Annotated in this window: 13 protein-coding genes; 5 read left to right on the forward strand and 8 right to left on the reverse strand. The window is 36.0% G+C overall.

Annotated features, from left to right (window positions below; translation table 11 throughout):
* Positions 1-10: 10 nt before the first annotated feature.
* Positions 11-1,348: a replication-associated recombination protein A gene (locus C0975_RS02250; RefSeq protein WP_101774770.1), complete on the forward strand. Its 1,338-nt coding sequence runs from the start codon at positions 11-13 to the stop codon at positions 1,346-1,348.
* 361 nt (positions 1,349-1,709) lie between these two features.
* Complete coding sequence (serS, locus tag C0975_RS02255) at positions 1,710-2,999, forward strand: serine--tRNA ligase (RefSeq protein WP_101774771.1); 1,290 nt, start codon at positions 1,710-1,712, stop codon at positions 2,997-2,999.
* Positions 3,000-3,177: 178 nt separating this feature from the next.
* On the opposite strand, the gene cdd is transcribed toward serS, so the two are convergent.
* From cdd to potA, 6 genes are all read right to left on the reverse strand, one after another.
* The gene (cdd, locus tag C0975_RS02260) at positions 3,178-4,074 is read right to left on the reverse strand and encodes a cytidine deaminase (RefSeq protein WP_101774772.1); all 897 of its coding nucleotides are present in this window, start codon (positions 4,072-4,074) and stop codon (positions 3,178-3,180) included.
* 103 nt (positions 4,075-4,177) lie between these two features.
* A complete protein-coding gene (locus C0975_RS02265) occupies positions 4,178-5,224 on the reverse strand; it encodes an extracellular solute-binding protein (protein WP_101774773.1) in 1,047 nt (348 codons plus the stop codon).
* Between the two features lie 261 nt (positions 5,225-5,485).
* The gene (locus C0975_RS02270; RefSeq protein WP_101774774.1) at positions 5,486-6,532 is read right to left on the reverse strand and encodes an extracellular solute-binding protein; all 1,047 of its coding nucleotides are present in this window, start codon (positions 6,530-6,532) and stop codon (positions 5,486-5,488) included.
* Between the two features lie 127 nt (positions 6,533-6,659).
* Positions 6,660-7,427 (reverse strand): spermidine/putrescine ABC transporter permease PotC, encoded by a 768-nt coding sequence (potC, locus tag C0975_RS02275; protein WP_101774775.1) that lies wholly within the window; start codon positions 7,425-7,427, stop codon positions 6,660-6,662.
* Positions 7,427-8,281, reverse strand: a complete 855-nt coding sequence (gene potB / locus C0975_RS02280; RefSeq protein ID WP_101774776.1) for a spermidine/putrescine ABC transporter permease PotB — start codon at positions 8,279-8,281, stop codon at positions 7,427-7,429. Before potB ends, potC begins: the two co-directional genes overlap by 1 nt.
* Entirely contained in the window at positions 8,271-9,383 is a 1,113-nt protein-coding gene (potA, locus tag C0975_RS02285; protein WP_167383024.1) for a spermidine/putrescine ABC transporter ATP-binding protein PotA, read from the reverse strand. Before potA ends, potB begins: the two co-directional genes overlap by 11 nt.
* 326 nt (positions 9,384-9,709) lie before the next feature.
* Here potA and pepT point away from each other — a divergent pair, with 326 nt between their 5' ends.
* On the forward strand, positions 9,710-10,948 hold the full coding sequence (gene pepT, locus C0975_RS02290) for a peptidase T (protein WP_101774778.1): 1,239 nt from the start codon (positions 9,710-9,712) through the stop codon (positions 10,946-10,948).
* Positions 10,949-11,029: 81 nt separating this feature from the next.
* Here pepT and C0975_RS02295 read toward each other — a convergent pair whose 3' ends face one another.
* Both C0975_RS02295 and C0975_RS02300 read right to left on the reverse strand, forming a co-directional pair.
* Complete coding sequence (locus C0975_RS02295; protein WP_101774779.1) at positions 11,030-13,684, reverse strand: PqiB family protein; 2,655 nt, start codon at positions 13,682-13,684, stop codon at positions 11,030-11,032.
* Positions 13,662-14,918 carry a paraquat-inducible protein A gene (locus C0975_RS02300; RefSeq protein ID WP_101774780.1) on the reverse strand — a complete coding sequence of 419 codons (1,257 nt, stop codon included), beginning with the start codon at positions 14,916-14,918 and terminating at the stop codon, positions 13,662-13,664. The genes C0975_RS02295 and C0975_RS02300 overlap by 23 nt, the downstream gene beginning before the upstream one ends.
* 219 nt (positions 14,919-15,137) lie before the next feature.
* Between C0975_RS02300 and proQ the strand changes: the two genes are divergently transcribed.
* Both proQ and prc read left to right on the forward strand, forming a co-directional pair.
* The gene (gene proQ, locus C0975_RS02305) at positions 15,138-15,773 is read left to right on the forward strand and encodes an RNA chaperone ProQ (protein WP_101774781.1); all 636 of its coding nucleotides are present in this window, start codon (positions 15,138-15,140) and stop codon (positions 15,771-15,773) included.
* 88 nt (positions 15,774-15,861) lie between these two features.
* The gene (gene prc, locus C0975_RS02310; protein ID WP_101774782.1) at positions 15,862-17,913 is read left to right on the forward strand and encodes a carboxy terminal-processing peptidase; all 2,052 of its coding nucleotides are present in this window, start codon (positions 15,862-15,864) and stop codon (positions 17,911-17,913) included.
* Positions 17,914-17,964: the final 51 nt, after the last annotated feature.

Here is a 17,964-nt window from a genome sequence, read left to right on the forward strand (position 1 = left end):
GGAATAGGATATGTCGAACTTGAACCTTGATTTTACGCATGATGATTTTCGTCCTCTTGCTGCGAGAATGCGACCGACGACACTAGAACAATATTGTGGACAAACGCATTTAATCGGTGAAGGAAAACCCTTGCGTAAAGCGATTCAAGCTGGACATATTCATTCAATGGTATTATGGGGTCCCCCCGGAACTGGAAAAACTACTCTGGCAGAGATCATCGCGTTGCGAATTCAGGCAGAAGTAGAACGAATTTCTGCTGTCACTAGTGGCATAAAAGAAATTAGAGAAGCGATTGAACGAGCAAAACATAACCGTTTAGCTGATCGCCGCACTATTCTTTTTGTGGATGAAGTTCATCGTTTCAATAAAAGTCAACAAGACGCTTTTTTACCTCATATCGAAGACGGTACTATTATTTTTATTGGTGCAACGACTGAAAATCCGTCCTTTGAATTAAATAGCGCCCTTTTGTCTCGAGCTCGAGTGTATATTCTAAAATCCCTTACTACACAAGATATCAGCCAAGTTTTGCAACAGGCTTTGCAAGATGAAACCCGTGGATTAGGTAAAACAAAATTTGTTTTAGAGGCTAATGTGCTTGAGACACTTGCTGAGTATGTGAATGGTGATGCACGCTTAGCATTAAATAGCCTTGAATTAATGGTTGACATGGCGGAAGAAAGTGAAAACGGCAAAATTTTAGACCACACTTTATTGAAAGAAATTCTAGGAGAACGCCAGGCCCGTTTTGATAAACAAGGCGATCGTTTTTATGATCTGATTTCTGCATTACATAAATCAGTGCGTGGTTCGGCACCAGATGCAGCATTATATTGGTATGCGCGGATTATCACTGCGGGAGGTGATCCGCTTTATGTCGCAAGACGTTTATTAGCTATTGCTTCGGAAGATGTAGGGAATGCTGATCCAAGAGCAATGCAAGTTGCGCTTGCTGCTTGGGATTGTTTTACTCGTGTTGGTGCGGCTGAGGGGGAGCGAGCGATTGCACAGGCAATTGTTTATCTTGCTGTTGCACCAAAAAGTAATGCTGTTTATAGCGCGTTTAAACAAGCAAAAAAACAAGTGCAGGAATTACCTGATTATGACGTACCAGAACATTTGCGTAATGCGCCAACTAATTTGATGAAAGAGCTTGGTTATGGAGCAGAATATCGTTATGCTCATGATGAAGCAAATGCTTATGCCGCAGGTGAGAATTATTTTCCTGAACCTCTCAAAGATACGCAATACTATTTCCCAACCAATCGGGGTATGGAGATTAAAATCAAAGAAAAACTAGATTGGTTGCGGCAACAAGATCAAGTAAGTAAGAGAAAGCGTTATTGAGATTTTCTCTGATTAAAACGCTTGGTCAGTTATAAATTGAATTGATAATTCCGGTTCATTATTTGTTTAAAGTAAATTCGCTTTCTTCTTAGTTTTATTTGTTTTTAATTGAAGTGTTTTGTCTTTTAAGTGAATTTCATTGCATATTTTTATGAGTAAAATCAGGCGATTTATTCAGAAAAAATTTGCAACTTTTTAAGCTCATCGTGTTTTGATAGAGGAATACTGCATTTTGTTTTTAATCTTTATGCTCTTTGATTTTAAACTGGTTTATTAGTGTAATTCGATCTAAAATAAGTCGATTAATTTTATGCAAAAGTGCGGTTAATTCCGTCTAAATTTTAATGAAAGTAGGTAAAAAATGATCGATCCAAATCTATTGCGTAATAATCTTGCAGAAGTGGCTAAGAAATTAAAAATTAAACGTAATTTTATATTAGATGTTACGTTGTTAACTAAACTTGAAGACCAACGTAAAACATTGCAAGTAAAAACAGAAACCTTACAGGCAGAACGTAATACTCGTTCAAAAAATATTGGTCAGGCAAAAGCGCGTGGTGAGGATATTTCTGCTTTGTTGGCAGAAGTGGAGCATATGGGGATTGAGTTAAGTACGACAAAAGCGAAATTAGACGATGTATTAGCAGAGATTAATCAAATTGCTTTGGCAATTCCTAATTTACCAGCTGATGAAGTGCCTTTAGGTAAAGATGATAGTGATAATATAGAAGTATTGCGTTGGGGAAATCCAAAAATCTTTGATTTTGATGTAAAAGATCATGTGTCATTAGGCGAAGATTTAGGCGGTTTAGATTTTGCAGCTGGTGCAAAATTAAGTGGATCACGTTTTGTTGTCATGAAAGCACAAATTGCTAAGTTACATCGTGCTTTATCACAATTTATGCTGGATTTACATACTGAGCAACATGGTTATACTGAAACTTATGTGCCTTACTTAGTAAATCATGCCACGCTTTATGGTACTGGACAGTTACCAAAATTTGGGGAAGATTTATTCCATACTCAAGCATTAGAAGGTCAGCAACCTTATGCATTAATTCCTACTGCGGAAGTTCCAGTAACAAATTTAGTACGTGATGAAATTTTAGATGAAGCAGATTTGCCATTAAAAATGACGGCACATACGCCTTGTTTCCGTTCTGAAGCAGGATCTTATGGGCGTGATACGCGTGGTTTAATTCGTATGCACCAATTTGATAAAGTTGAGCTAGTACAGATTGTTGTGCCAGAAACGTCAATGGACGCTTTAGAGGAATTAACTGGGCAGGCAGAAAAAGTATTGCAATTGCTAGAATTACCGTACCGTAAAGTATTGTTATGTACAGGTGATATGGGCTTCAGTGCTTGTAAGACTTATGATTTAGAAGTGTGGTTACCTGCACAAAATACATATCGTGAAATTTCGTCTTGTTCAAATATGTGGGATTTCCAAGCACGTCGTATGCAAGCACGTTGCCGCTCTAAAGCGGATAAGAAAACGCGCTTAGTTCATACATTAAATGGTTCTGGTTTAGCGGTTGGACGTACTTTAGTTGCAATTTTAGAAAATTATCAAAATGCAGATGGTTCAATTACGGTACCAAGTGTGTTACGCCAATATATGGGTGGTTTAGACGTGATTGGAAAATAACGCTTTTCTAATAGAGGTAAATAAGGATAGCTAATTTACGGCTATCCTTTTTTGTGTCTGAATTAATCAAAATAGTATGTTTATTGCGCTAAACTTAATTTTCAGAAAATAAAAAAGTGCAGTTAACATTTTGGTAATGTGACCTGCACTTTTATTTACATTTTAATCAGTTCATTTGTTAAAGCGCGATATATTCTAATTTGGTTGCACAAATACTTTCGACTAAGTCTTCACTCATTTTACGGTAACTTAATGTATTGGCTTGTTCAACCATGACGACTTGTTGAATATTTGCTAACTCTTCTCCATTTAAGAAAAGATGATTAAGTGCGACCTGTAGTGCTGGTAAACTAGGATTAAATGCCGCATTTTCAGCATAACTACCAAAGAATATGCGTTGATCTTGAGTTTGGATTGCAACACCATGATAGGAATTAGAATAGGGGGCATGTGCGGTATTAGCGGCTTTAAGTGCGGTCAAAATAAGTGGATTTTGACTGTGATAATTCAAGTGATTGTCATGCTCATCTAGCAATAATTGATTGATGTTAAGATCTTTTGGACCAAAAGAATCGGGTAAATATTTTTGTAATGGGTTGTTTTGGCTATGAGGTAAGTGAATCTGAAGCTCGGAAGCAGAGTTTAGTTCATTCATAAATTGGCGACAATGACCACATGGCGTATAGTTGACAACAATACCTGTGAGTGATTTTTCGTTATTTACCCATGCATGTGAGATAGCACTTTGTTCAGCATGAATAGTTTGTTGAATGTTAGTGTTTGAAAATTCCTGATTTGCTCCAAAGTAAAAATTGCCACTAATACCAATAGCTACAGCGCCAACATGAAAGTTTGAAATAGGGGTATGAGAGTAACAAGCTGTAATTGGTAATAGTTTTAATGCAAGCTGTTTATGATCAAGATGGTGTTTTTGACAAATATGATTAACAATAAAGTGTGGTAATAAACCAATAAAATGTTGTTCTTCTAAAATGTGCCATATATCTTGCCCGAGTTGTTCTGGCTCAATGAGATGAATGGCTTGTTTAATTTTCTCTGAAATATGTAGATTCATATTAGCTCTCCTTGTCTGAATATCTGTGCTTATATTAATGTACAAAATAGAAAAGATCTTCATTCAGAAGATCTTTTTGTGATTGAAATCAAGCTATGGTTGATTATTTTGCTGCTTTGAGCTTTTGGTAATAGCTGTCGTATAAATCAATTGCATTATCCACATCAATTTGCCATTGGCTACGATCAATGACTTCTTGTGTTAAGAAAGTCGCTTGATCTTCTGTAAGTGCTTTAGGCAGGCGTTTTAATGCTTCTAAGTTAGATGTTGGATAACCAATGTTTAGTGTCAATTTTTCTGAAACATCCGCACTTAATAGATAGTTAATCAATTTATAAGCATTTTCTGTGTTTTTAGCTGTTGCCGGAATAGCAAGATTATCAATCCAAAGCATTGTTCCTTCTTTCGGATAGATCATGTCTACTGTAGCACCTTCATTTTTAGCGATACGTACAGAACCATTCCAAAGTAAACCGATATCTGTTTCTCCTGAGATAAACGTACTTGCAGGGTTATCAGAATTAAAAGAGAGAATATTTGGACGTAGTTTTAATAATTCTTCATAAGCTTCTTTTAACACCATCGGATCTTGTGTATTTGGGTCTTTTCCCATTTTTAATAAGGCGATATTAAAGAGTTCACGAGGATCATCGAGCATTTGCACTTTGCCTTTGAATTCCGTATTCCATAAGTCACCCCAAGATTGAAACTGTTCTGGATTTTGGTTTGAAGTATTATAAGCAATACCTGTTGCACCAAATAGTTGAGGTAATGAATATTTATTCCCTTTATCATAAGGGCGATCAAGCATGTTTGGATCAAGTTGTGCTATTACGGGTAGTTTACTGTGATCCAATTCTTTTAGCATTCCTTCTCGAGCCATTTTTGAAACGAAATAGCTTGTTGGTGCGATCACATCATAACCACCATCTTTGCCAAGTGTTTTTAATTTAGCATACATGGTTTCGTTTGATTCTAAGCTTGAAACAATAACTTTGATTCCTGTTTGTTTTGTGAATTCATCTAATAAGCCTTCTGGAACATATTCTGTCCAAGTATAAAGATAAACTTCATTATTTGCTGCGTTTGCATAATTACTTATGCTCAGCATCATCACACCAGCAGTTAAAATACGAGTCAGTTTTTTCATTAATATGGCTCCCGTAAAAGGGTAAAAAATGTGTCAGTTAAGGGCATAACTTAATTGACCTGAAGACGCCGAATGGATACGGACAAGAATGGATTGTAGGCTAGAACGTATTGATTGTAAATGCATTATTATATTAAATTTATGCTTAAAAATTCAATTGACGAGCATCTAAAGATATAAGTTAAAGTATGAAAAAAGTGCGGTTAAAATTTTTGAAATTTCGACCGCACTTGAGCTGTTTACTGACGTTTTAACAACAGATTATTTTGCTGCTTTTAATTGTTGGTAATAGTTTTCGTATAATTCAACTGCATCACCTACATCATCTTGCCAGTAGCTTTTTTGTAATACTTCAGCTGTTGGATAGATAGCAGGGTCTTGTGTGATTTCTGCTGGTAAGAGATTTAATGCTTCAATATTTGATGTTGGATAGCCAATTTCTTCTGTTAGTCGAGCAGAAACTTTTGCACTTAATAAATAGTTAATTAATTTATGTGCTCCATCAGGATTTTTTGATGTTGCAGGAATTGCTAATGTATCAACCCAAAGTACAGGTCCCTCTTTTGGGAACACCATATCTAAAGGTGCTTGTTCTTTTTTAGCAATACGCACAGAACCATTCCATAATTGACCCACTTCAACTTCACCAGAAATAAATGAGTTAGCTGGATTATCAGAGTTGAATGAAAGCACATTTGGGCGTAACTTTAATAACTCTTCATAGGCTTGTTTGATCACTGCTGGGTCAGTCGTATTTGGATCTTGACCTAATTTTAATAATGCAATGTTAAATACTTCACGTGCATCATCAAGTAACTGTACTTTTCCTTTAAACTCAGGTTTCCATAAATCACCCCAAGCAGTGAAATTTTCACCCTTATAGCTATCTGTACTATAAGCAATACCTGGAGCGCCTAATAGTTGTGGCAATGAATATTTGTTACCTTTGTCATAAGGTTTATTTAACCAGTCAGGGTTTAATTCTTTGATAACAGGTAATTTGCTGTGGTCTAGCTCTTTTAACATACCTTCACGCGACATTTTTGACACAAAATAATTTGATGGTGCGATAACATCATAGCCACCAGTTTCACCTTGTGTTTTTAATTTCGCATACATAGTTTCGTTTGATTCTAAACTAGAAACGATAACTTTGATGCCCGTTTCTTTTGTAAATTCATCTAATAAACCATCTGGAACATATTCAGTCCAAGTATAAAGGTAAACAGTATCATTAGTTGCATGTGCATTCGCTGTTAAGCCAAGTGTCATGATTCCTGCAGTCACAAGACCTGCAAATTTTTTCATTTCTATCATTCTCCTGTTAAGGGTAAACATTCTCTTTACTTAAGAGGCATAAAAAACGCCTTGTTTTAAGGCAAGGCGTATTCTATTTTGTATTAAGTTGTTTGTGAAGTATTATTTTTTACAATACTTATTTTCCTTTTTTTGCAACAACTTGACTTAGAATGACTAATCCTAATGATAAGATAATCATAATTGTTGCTAACGCGTTAACTTCAGGTGTAACACCTGTTTTTACCAGTGAGAAAATTTTCAGTGGTAAAATTTCATAGCTTACACCACTAACAAATGATGAAACAACGACATCATCTAATGAAATAGTAAAGCTAAGTAACCAACCTGAAATGATAGCTGGTAATGCTAGTGGGAAAATAATTTTACGTAAAATCGTGATTTCACCTGCACCAAGATCTTTCGCCGCTTCAAGCATTTTGGCATCAAAACCTTTAAGGCGTGAAAAAATGGTCACTACTACATAAGGCAAACAGAATGTGATATGTGCCAATAATAATGATAAAAAGCCTAAATTAATGCCAACAATCATGAATAAAGCAAGGAGTGATACTGCCATAACGATATCTGGTGACATCATCACGATAAATAACATACCGCTTACTGCTTGTTTACCACGAAAACGGTAGCGATATAGTGCAATTGCAGTAAGTCCACCAATAATTGTCGCTATTGTCGCAGCAAAAAATGCAATAGTGACAGAGTGGATTGCAGCTTGGATTAGCGTATCATTGTTAAACAAACGCTCATACCATTTCCAGCTAAAGCCTTTCCAAGTTAAACCATAACGATCATCATTAAACGAATTTGTCACTAAGATAATGATTGGGATATACAAATAAGCGTATACCACAAGCATAAAAATATTGCGTAGTAAACGGCTCATTATTCCAACTCCATTTTCTTATTCATTAATTTACTTGCTTTGTAGTAAACAAAAATGAGCAATGCCATCAGAATGGTTAAACCAATACTGATTGCAGAACCAAATGGCCAGTTACGTGAAATTAAGAATTCGCTCTTAATGACGTTACCGACTAATAAGACTTTTGCTCCACCTAATAGATCTGCAACGTAGAACATGCCCATTGCTGGTAATAATACTAATAAGCAGCCTGCGATGATACCTGGCATAGTTAGTGGAATAATCACTTTAATAAAACGCTGGAATGCATTTGCGCCTAAATCTTTTGCAGCCTCGAGCAAACGATGATCTAGTTTTTCGATTGCCGCATAGAGTGGCAAAATCATAAATGGCAAGAGTAAATAAACTAAGCCAATAACTACTGCAACTTCAGTATTTAAGATACGGATTGGAGTATCAATAATACCAAGTGCCATTAGTGTATTATTGAGAATACCTTTAACACCTAAAAAGATTTTCATACCATAAATACGAATTAGCGAGTTAGTCCAGAAAGGCAACACGACTAAAAAGAGTAGAAATGGGCGATATTTAGGGTTGATTTTAGTTAATAAGAACGCAAAAGGATAGCCAATGATTAAGCAGACAAGCGTTGCTAAGCCTGACATATACAATGAATTCCATACAACTTGAGCATAAAGTGGCTCAAATAGGCGTGCGTAGTTTTCAAATGTAAATGGCAGCGCATAAAAATGACTACTGTCACGAGTTAAAAAACTGACAATAAGAACCAATAGATTTGGCGCAAGTACAAAGAAAATCAACCAGCCAAAGATAACGGCAATAGTTGATTTTTGAAAGGCATTATTCTTCATCGCTCAACACAACCTCCCAGCCCTCGTGCCATGTTAATGCCACTTTTTGACCTAAAGAGTGATCAATATTTGGATCGTCTTCATTAAAGAATTCGCTAACTAGCACAGTCATCCCATTATGATCTAATGTGATATTAGATTCTAATGTCATACCTTTATAGTTACGATCAGCTACGTGTCCAATAATGGCTTTGGAGCTTTGATTTTCATCGAGTTCTTCGATCAGAATATCTTCTGGGCGGAGTAAAACTTTCAATTTTTGTTCTGGTGTAACATCAAGTGTGGTGTAAATCTCGCAAATGCGACCTTCGACATTAGCGCGTACACGTTTTTCATCAATACGTTCTAGTACAGTGGCATTAAAAATATTGATTTCACCAATAAATTTAGCAACAAAGAGATTTTTAGGCTCTTCATAAATTTCACGTGGAGAACCATCTTGCTGGATATGACCTTTACGTAGCACGATAATACGATCAGACATTGTGAGTGCTTCTTCTTGATCATGGGTGACAAAAATGAATGTAATCCCTAATTTACGTTGCAATGCTTTTAATTCATTTTGCATTTGTTTACGTAATTTATAGTCCAGCGCAGAAAGCGATTCATCAAGTAACAATACTTTTGGTTTATTTACAACGGCACGTGCGATAGCGATACGTTGTTGTTGACCCCCAGATAGTTGAGCAGGTTTGCTATCTGCATATTCTTCAAGTTGAACCATACGTAATGCTTCTAATACACGAGGTTTAATTTCTGCATTAGGCACTTTTTGCATACGTAAGCCGAATGCCACATTTTCAAAAATTGTCATATGTGGAAATAGGGCATAACTTTGAAAAACAGTATTGACATGACGATGTTCAGCAGGAATGTTTGTGATATCTTCACCGTCAAGAATAATATGACCAGAATCTAATTCTTCTAAGCCTGCAAGTAATCGTAAAACCGTAGTTTTACCACAACCAGAAGGACCAAGAATGGTTAAAAACTCCCCATTATTGATAGTTAAATTAAAGTTTTCAATGATAGTTTTATTACCATAGGATTTAGTAATAGAACGAAGCTCAATAATAGGCTTGTTTTGAACTGAACTTTCCACTAGCTTTGGTTTTCTCCCTAATGTACCGATGATTTAGGTATTGAGTAGAAACAAATGCCAACAGAGAAACTGTTGGCGCTTACGATTAAAAAATAAATGCTAATGATATAGCGATTATTTAATAAATAAAAGTGATTTTATAAAAAAATTAAAGGAAAAAAGAGAATTACTTCAGTGAGAAACAATATGATTTTCAAACAGCATTTTGTAGTCTAAAGACAAATTATAGCTTTTGCCAAAATTAACGGAAAAAGTTGTGATATATCAATGAATAGAGAAAGATTTGCCGTTAGACTTAAACAATTATTTTGTCGCGAGTAAATTTTATGTTGAATGAAGATCAAGAATATCGATTATTAGAGCGTTTTTTGCACTACACGACTTATGATACTCAATCTAAAGTTGGTGCTAAGCTTTCGCCGAGTTCACAAGGGCAATTGAAATTAGCGAAACACTTGCAGCAGGAGTTAGTCGCTTTAGGTTTAAAAGAGATTGAAGTATCAAAAAATGCTGTTGTAACAGCCTTCCTTCCTTCTAATATTGATCCTAACTCTCCAACTATTGGTTTAATTGCTCATTTAGATACCGCAACTGAATGTAGTGGTAAAAATGTGCAAGCTGAAGTGATTGAAAATTATCGTGGAGGCGATATTGCATTGGGAATGGGAGAAGAATTTATTAGCCCTGCACATTATCATTTTTTACATCAATTAGTTGGGAAAACATTGATTGTTGCTGATGGTAATACGTTATTAGGGGCGGATAATAAAGCTGGAATTGCAGAAATTATGACCGCACTTTCAGTATTGAAAGATAATAATTTACCACATTGTAATATTCGAGTGGCTTTTACGCCTGATGAAGAAATTGGATTAGGTATGCAATTTTTCCCATTGGAAAATTTCTCTTGTGATTGGGCATATACCATCGATGGCGGTGAAGTAGGCGAATTAGAATATGAGAATTTTAATGCAGCAAGCGCAGTTGTTACGATTGAAGGAATTAATATTCATACAGGCTCTGCGAAAGATAAAATGATTAATGCGTTAAGTTTAGCCTGTAAGTTTCAACAAGGTTTTCCTAGTGAGGAAACACCAGAAAGAACGGAGGGCAAACAGGGATTTTATCATCTCAGTCGCTTTATTGGTGATGTAGAAAAAGCTGAATTACATTATTTGATTCGTGATTTTGAGCAAGAAGGATTTTTACAACGTAAAGCATTTATTCAGCAACTTGTTGATGAGTTTAATACGAAGAAATCATTGAAAAAACCTGTATTAGTCGAAATTACAGATAGTTATAAGAATATGAATGATGTTGTTAAAACTGTGCCGCAGGCTGTTGAACTTGCAGATAAAGCAATGTTGCGATGTGGTATTCAACCTATTCATAAAGCGATTCGAGGCGGTACAGATGGCGCATGGCTAGCAGAAAAAGGATTAGCATGTCCAAACATCTTTACTGGTGGTTATAATTTTCACAGTAAGCATGAGTTGATTACTTTAGAAGGGATGAAAAGTGCAGTGAATGTGATTACAACAATCGTTGCATTGGCTTTGGAATAATCATTCTTTTCACCGAAATTGGAGGCAAAACAGACCGCACTTTGTTCATCAAGTGCGGTCTGTTTTTTACAAATTTTACGCTTATTTTGGTAATGCGCCAGAATTCCATTGTGGCGCATCAGCTGGGCGTTTGATTTGTAGTAAAAAGTGTTGATTAGCTTTTGCAGCAGGTTGAATGACAGTAGTTGTTGGTGTAGAGAAGGCAATGCCTCCTTTCAATAATTGCTGTACTGAGCCTGTGTTGACTTCTGCACCGCTTAACCCAAAGCTAAAATCATAGCCTGCGGCAATCCAGAATTCTGAATTTTCGCGTACCAAATGTTTATATTTTTGTGCAATTAGAATATGGACAAAGACACGATCACCTAGCTCATTTAATTTAATTTGATTTATCGTGCCCACTTCTACACCTCGATATAATACAGGTGATCCTGTTGTGATATTAAGTGCATCATGGGTTTCCAATACGAGTGGGAAGCCTTGGGCGTATTGATTATTTTTACGTGGTGCAGATTGAATCAATTGGAATTGCGTTTTTGTTTTTCCAGAACCCATTTCAACATCAATATAAGGTTGTAATAAGCTCTCTAAATTTTCAATGCCCCCTGCTGAAATTTGTGGTGAAATTAGCGTAAATCGGCTACCTTCTTTTGCCACTAATGCCATGTATTGTGGGTTAATTAATGCTTTTGCGATAACTTTATTACTTTTCGTGTCTAAATTAATTTGATCAATTTCGCCGATAGTTAAACCGAGGTAGCGTAAGCTCATTCCTTTAACTAAATTAGTTGCGTCATCAGTTGTGAAAGTGAGTTGCTGTCCTGCTGATTTTGCACGTAATTCATTTGGATAAAGAGTATTAGGTGAACCATTTCCAGTATTATCAAAACTCACCGCACCTTTTAGCGAGCGAGCAATAGGCGTTGCCTGAATACTAATCCCTTTTGCAGTAATATCAATTTGAGCTGCACTTTCTACCCAGAAAATACTTTTACTGGTTAATAACTCTCGATGTTTTGGATAAATAAAAACATCGACCTCAAATGTTTTAGCTTTTGGGCGAATTTCTAAAATTTTCCCTACTTCATATTGGCGGTATAGTACTAACGAACCCTGACTAATACTTGGTAATGTCGCAGTTGTTAAGGTAATTGTTGGGGTTAATTTACCATCTGTAATACCAGATTCAGCATGAGTAATATCTTTATATAAAGGGTAGTGAGCGAGTGGTTGTCCCTGATTTTGTTGACCACCCAAGACACGAATACCTCCTTGTAGCCATTTTTCTGGTGAAGCAGCTTCAAATCGTAATCCATTTACATCTAAGTTGATATCTAAATTAGACGCGGCGATAAAGCGAGTATCTTGGTGAATTAAATGGCGATATTTTTCTGCAATAGCAATTTTAAAAGTTACCCCTTCAATATCAAGAGTTTGGGCGATAATTTCTCCAATAGTGATATTGTTATAGTAAATAGGTTGACCTTCACTTACACCATAAGTTTCTGGGGAAGTTAATGTTAAAACCAGTGTATTAGGTTGTTGCAGTAATAATTCATTTTCTTTAATAACGGTAAAGCTGGTTTGTGGTTCACCTAGACCGGCAATCACTTCAAAATATTCGCCACGTAACAAATTTTGAATATTGGCAAGATCACCTAAACTCAGTTTTTTATTACGTAAAACAATATTGGTTTTGTTGGTAAAAAGATCGACTGTTAACGGATCAACGAGTAATGTTCCAGTTAATAGCTCAGCATTATTTTCGATTTCATTAAGCTCTGACAAAACGCCAATTTGTTTATTTTGGTAATATACGCTGGTTTGTCCCGTTTGTAGTCCTGATGTATTTGGTAGCGTAATTGTTATCGGAATTCCACGTTTAGCCGCATTGAAATTCGCGTAAAGTGTAAATTTGTCATGATTTTGTGCAAGTTCGCTATGACTTGGCGAATCAAAAGCTACAGCACCTTGTACAATTGCATTTAAGCTATCAACATTGATATTAATGCCAGATAAACCAATTTGTGCATCAATGCCACTAATATTCCAGAAGTGGCTGTCTTTTTTGACAAAATGAGCGTAGGCTTTATCAATAACTAAGTTGATTGATACTTTCTTACCATCCTCAACAAAACGGTAATCGTAGATTTTACCAACAGGTAATTTTTTAAAATAGACAGACGCACCAATTGAAATTGAGCCCAGATCATCTGCTAATAAATGCACTAATAGATCACCATCATCAACTTGCGCAATAGGACCTTCTGTTTCAGCCACAAATTTATCTTCGCTGTCACCATCACCTGGTTGTAAAGTGATATAGTTGCCTGACACTAAAGCATCGATGCCCGAGATTCCAGCCAGTGAGGCGCTTGGTTTCACTAACCAAAACTTGGTGTTTTCACGTAAAACGGTTTTAGCTTCAGGATAGATATTAGCAATAACCTCAACTTGTTTGAGGTCATTCGTAAAACTGACTTTTTTAACAACGCCAATTTGTAATCCTTGATAACGAACTTGTGTTTTACCCGCAACTAATCCTTCACCATTAGCAAAAGTGATTTTGATAGTATATCCCTGCTCTTGAATGATTTGGAAAAAAAGTATTGCGCCAATACAAAGTGCAATAAAGGGCAAGAGCCAGAAAGGTGAAATTCGTCTGACTTGCTTTAAATTGGCTTTTGCTTCCGTATAAATTTGTTCAACAGCGTCATTGTGATGATTGTTTGTCATAGATTTTCCAAATTAAGCGACTATCAAATTGTGAAGTCGATATCATAGTTAAAAATACGGCAATACCAAAGTAGAATGCCGCAGGTCCTACAGAGAAATCAATGATTTGTCCACGTGCAACTAGGGACATCATTAAGGCTAGTACAAAGAGATCAAGCATGGACCAGCGACCTACAAAGTGTACAAAATGTAATAAACGCATTTGCCATTTTATGGCGTGTTTTAATTGAAAATGTACACAAATCAGCAAATACAGCATGATAATAATTTTACTAATGGGAACAAAAATACTTGCTACAAAGACAACAAAAGCAATTAAATAACTCCCCATGTTGATAAAACTCAATACACCAGACATTAATGTATCTTCGCTTGGTGCACCATTTAAATAAACGACTGACATTGGCAAAATATTCGCTGGGATAATCATAATAATGCCCGCGATTAGAGTTGCCCATGTACGCTGCAATTTAATCTCTGGTGATAAATGGAGGTAAGACTGGCAGCGTGGACAAATTGCTCGTTGCTTATCATCATAATCCGCTTGAGCGAAGCTATATTGACATTCAGTACAAAAGTGCGGTTGATTATCTGTTGGTATTTCGGTTAATGGATGGTTATTGGGATAAAAGTCATTCCAAAGTGCTTTGGGATTTAGTTTAATAAAAAGCAATGTTGTCAGTAGTGCTGTAAAGACGAAAGCAATTAAGTAAATGTCGATTTGCAACGTGGCGTATTCACGTACTTTGAACATTGTTACTGCAAGAGCGACTAAATAAACATCAAACATCACCCAAGGTTTAATATAAGTAAGTGAAATTAACAGATTACGAGGTTTGATGCGAAGAAGTTGGGAAATCCGTAATAAAATTACTAGTAAAGCAAAAGAAATAGGCATAAAAACGGCACAAATGAAAACGAGAAATGCCGTATAAGGATAACCTTGAGTTGCCATTTTCCATACACCACCCCAAACAGAGGCATCAATTTTCGAACCTAAGAGATCAATACTGAGTAAAGGATAATTGAGCGCGAAAGGCATTAGAATCAAAATAGATAAAGCTAACATGGCACAACGATGTAAGCTCCAGCGATCTGTTGAACTCAGTGCATTGTGGCAACGTGGGCATTCAGCATACTGTTGCTCCTGCAATGGAGGAAAAGAAACAACCGCATCACAATCAGAGCAACAGACTAATTCATTTGTAGGTTTGTGAGATATGGTGTTTATCATATGAGTTAACGCACTAGAATCAACATTAAAGAAGGGATATTCTATACTGTCTAAAAAAATTTGGGAATAGCCATTATAACTGCGCTAAAAGCAGTATTACTTTCTATTTAGAAACGTAAATTAACGTATTTATATGATTATATAATTGTCATTTTTTCTGAAAGTGAGCTAAACTATGTCGAGTTTTTTCTAGTAGAAATGTATATTCAGGAAGAGAGAATGAGCGAACTCCAAAAATTAACAAATAATAAAGAAATCATTGCTTATTTAGTGGAAAAATTTCCACTTTGTTTTTCATTGGAAGGCGAGGCAAAACCATTGAAAATAGGGTTGTTCCAAGACTTAGCCGAAGCGTTGAAAGATGATGAACGTGTGAGTAAAACTCAATTGCGCCAAGCATTACGTGCTTATACATCGAATTGGCGTTATTTACATGGTTGTAAGTTAGGTGCAGAACGTATTGATTTACAAGGTAATGCTTGTGGTGTATTAGAGCAAGAGCATGCCGCGCATGCTGCCACTCAGCTTGCAGAAGCAAAAGCGAAAGTCGCAGAAAAACGCGCGGCAGAGAAAGCTGCTAACCCAGAGAAAAAACGTCCTGTTCGCTATACAGAAGCAAAATTAGCGCAAACAAAAGAAGCCAGAACTGAGAGAAAACCAAAACTGGTACGTAAACCAAAAGTAAAATTAAATACGGTTGATTTCTCAACATTGCAAAAAGGTGATTCAGTGAAAGTCAAGGTCGGAGGCAGGCCTAAAAATGCTATTGTATTAGAGATAGTGAAAGAATCAGCTCGAGTACAATTAGATAATGGGGTTGTTATTAATGTTTCAGCTGAACATTTATTTGCATAAATTTAAATGAAGATGAAAATGCCATCATGCTCGATGGCATTTGTGTATTTTAAGTTATAAGTTATATTCTCTTTTTTAGGAATCATAAATGAGATTATGTAGAGCTAAAGGTTACTTAACAGCACTTTTGTTAGGCACTTTTTTTATGAACTTCAATGTCGTACAGGCAGTGCAGCCAAAAATTAAACAAAGCGATATTGTGATTCCACAACCTACAGAAGAAAATCAATTAGCCACTAAACGTGCTACAACGCGTTTAACGCAAAGTCATTATCGTAAATTTCAACTTGATGATGCATTTTCACAGAAGATTTTCGAGCGTTATTTAAAATCATTAGATTTCAGCCGAAATATTTTTTTGCAATCTGATGTTGAGAAAATGAGAGAAAAATTTGCTACTAAGTTTGATGAGTCATTAAATGAAGGTAATCTTGCAATTGCATTTGAAATGTATGATTTAATGATGAAAAAACGTTATGAACGCTACAAATATGCACTTTCCTTATTAGACAAAGAACCAAATTTATCGGGAGATGATCAAATTGAAATTGATCGTGAAAAAGCGGATTGGGCAAAAGATGTGGCAGAGCTTGATAAATTATGGCAACAGCGTGTTAAAAATGATGTGATTAATCAGAAGTTAAAAGGGAAAAAGTGGTTAGATATTAGGAAAACTCTAACTAAGCGTTATGATTTAGCAATTCGTCGTTTAACTCAAACTAAAGCTGATGATATTCTTCAAGTTTATTTAAATGCGTTTGCGCGAGAAATTGATCCACATACAAGTTATTTAGCACCACGTACAGCCAAAAGCTTTAATGAAAGTATGAATCTTTCTTTAGAAGGCATTGGCGCCACATTACAACAAACAGAAGATGATGGTACCACTATTAAATCTTTAGTCCCTGGCGCACCAGCAGAACGGAGTAAAAAATTAAAAGCTGGCGATCGTATTATTGGCGTTGGTCAGGCAACAGGAGAGATTGAAGATGTGGTTGGTTGGCGTTTAGAAGATATTGTTGACAAAATTAAAGGTAAAAAAGGCACAAAAGTACGTTTAGAAATTGAGCCAGCAAAAGGTGGTAAGTCTAAAGTGATTACTTTAACTCGTGATAAAGTAAGAATTGAAGATCAAGCTGCCAAATTGACGATAAGTAAAGTAGATGATCAAACTGTTGCTTCGATTAAAATCCCAAGTTTCTATATTGGTTTGACGCAAGATGTGCGTAAATTGCTTGCGGAAATGAAAATCAAGAAAGCAAAGGCATTGATTATTGATTTACGTGACAATGGTGGCGGTGCTTTGACCGAAGCAGTGGCATTGAGCGGATTATTTATTAGTGATGGGCCAATTGTGCAAGTACGTGATGCATTCCAACGTATCCGTATTCATGAGGATCCTGATAGTGAACAAGTTTATTCTGGACCATTATTTGTCATGATTAACCGTTTTAGTGCATCTGCATCGGAGATTTTTGCTGCAGCAGTGCAAGATTATAATCGTGGTATTGTGATTGGGCAAAATACTTTTGGTAAAGGAACAGTACAACAGAGCCGCTCATTGAATTTTGCTTTTGATGCAAATCAGGAACCATTAGGCTTGATTCAATATACTATCCAAAAATTTTACCGAATTGATGGTGGAAGTACGCAATTGAAGGGGGTGGCTGCTGATATTGATTTCCCTGCCGCAATTGATGCCAAAGAGTATGGAGAAGAAAAAGAAGATAATGCATTGCCATGGGATAAAATTCCTGCGGCGAATTATGTGGAAGTTGCACAAGCAAGAGATGCAGTTCCTTTCTTGAATAAAAATCATCTTGAGCGTATTGCCAAGGATCCAGAATTTATCGCATTAAATGAAGAACTCAAAATTCGAGATGAACGTAGTGAGCGTAAATATTTGTCTTTGAATTATCAAACACGTAAAGTTGAAAATGATAAAGATGATGCAAGACGGTTAAAAGAGTTAAATGCGCGCTTCAAACGAGAGGGCAAAAAACCATTAAAAGATTTAGATAGCCTGCCAAAAGATTATGAGGCACCTGATTTTTATCTCAAAGAGGCAGAAAAAATAGCAGCAGATTTACTGAAATTAGAAATAGAAAAAGCTAGATTAGCTCAAGTAAAATTAAATTAGGTTTATTTTGACCGCACTTTATAGCTAGAAGTGCGGTCGTTTTCTAATTAT

The sequence above is a fragment of the Pasteurella oralis genome (assembly GCF_002850605.1).
Lineage (GTDB): Bacteria > Pseudomonadota > Gammaproteobacteria > Enterobacterales > Pasteurellaceae > Pasteurella > Pasteurella oralis.

Excerpts from the sequence above, each read along its gene's own strand:
- C0975_RS02250 (WP_101774770.1), top strand. The coding sequence starts at position 11 with ATGTCGAACTTGAACCTTGATTTTACGCATGATGATTTTCGTCCTCTT.
- potC (WP_101774775.1), bottom strand. The coding sequence starts at position 7,427 with ATGAGCCGTTTACTACGCAATATTTTTATGCTTGTGGTATACGCTTAT.
- potB (WP_101774776.1), bottom strand. The coding sequence starts at position 8,281 with ATGAAGAATAATGCCTTTCAAAAATCAACTATTGCCGTTATCTTTGGC.
- pepT (WP_101774778.1), top strand. The coding sequence starts at position 9,710 with ATGTTGAATGAAGATCAAGAATATCGATTATTAGAGCGTTTTTTGCAC.
- proQ (WP_101774781.1), top strand. The coding sequence starts at position 15,138 with ATGAGCGAACTCCAAAAATTAACAAATAATAAAGAAATCATTGCTTAT.
- prc (WP_101774782.1), top strand. The coding sequence starts at position 15,862 with ATGAGATTATGTAGAGCTAAAGGTTACTTAACAGCACTTTTGTTAGGC.
- C0975_RS02265 (WP_101774773.1), bottom strand. The coding sequence starts at position 5,224 with ATGAAAAAACTGACTCGTATTTTAACTGCTGGTGTGATGATGCTGAGC.
- cdd (WP_101774772.1), bottom strand. The coding sequence starts at position 4,074 with ATGAATCTACATATTTCAGAGAAAATTAAACAAGCCATTCATCTCATT.
- C0975_RS02295 (WP_101774779.1), bottom strand. The coding sequence starts at position 13,684 with ATGACAAACAATCATCACAATGACGCTGTTGAACAAATTTATACGGAA.
- C0975_RS02300 (WP_101774780.1), bottom strand. The coding sequence starts at position 14,918 with ATGATAAACACCATATCTCACAAACCTACAAATGAATTAGTCTGTTGC.
- C0975_RS02270 (WP_101774774.1), bottom strand. The coding sequence starts at position 6,532 with ATGAAAAAATTTGCAGGTCTTGTGACTGCAGGAATCATGACACTTGGC.
- serS (WP_101774771.1), top strand. The coding sequence starts at position 1,710 with ATGATCGATCCAAATCTATTGCGTAATAATCTTGCAGAAGTGGCTAAG.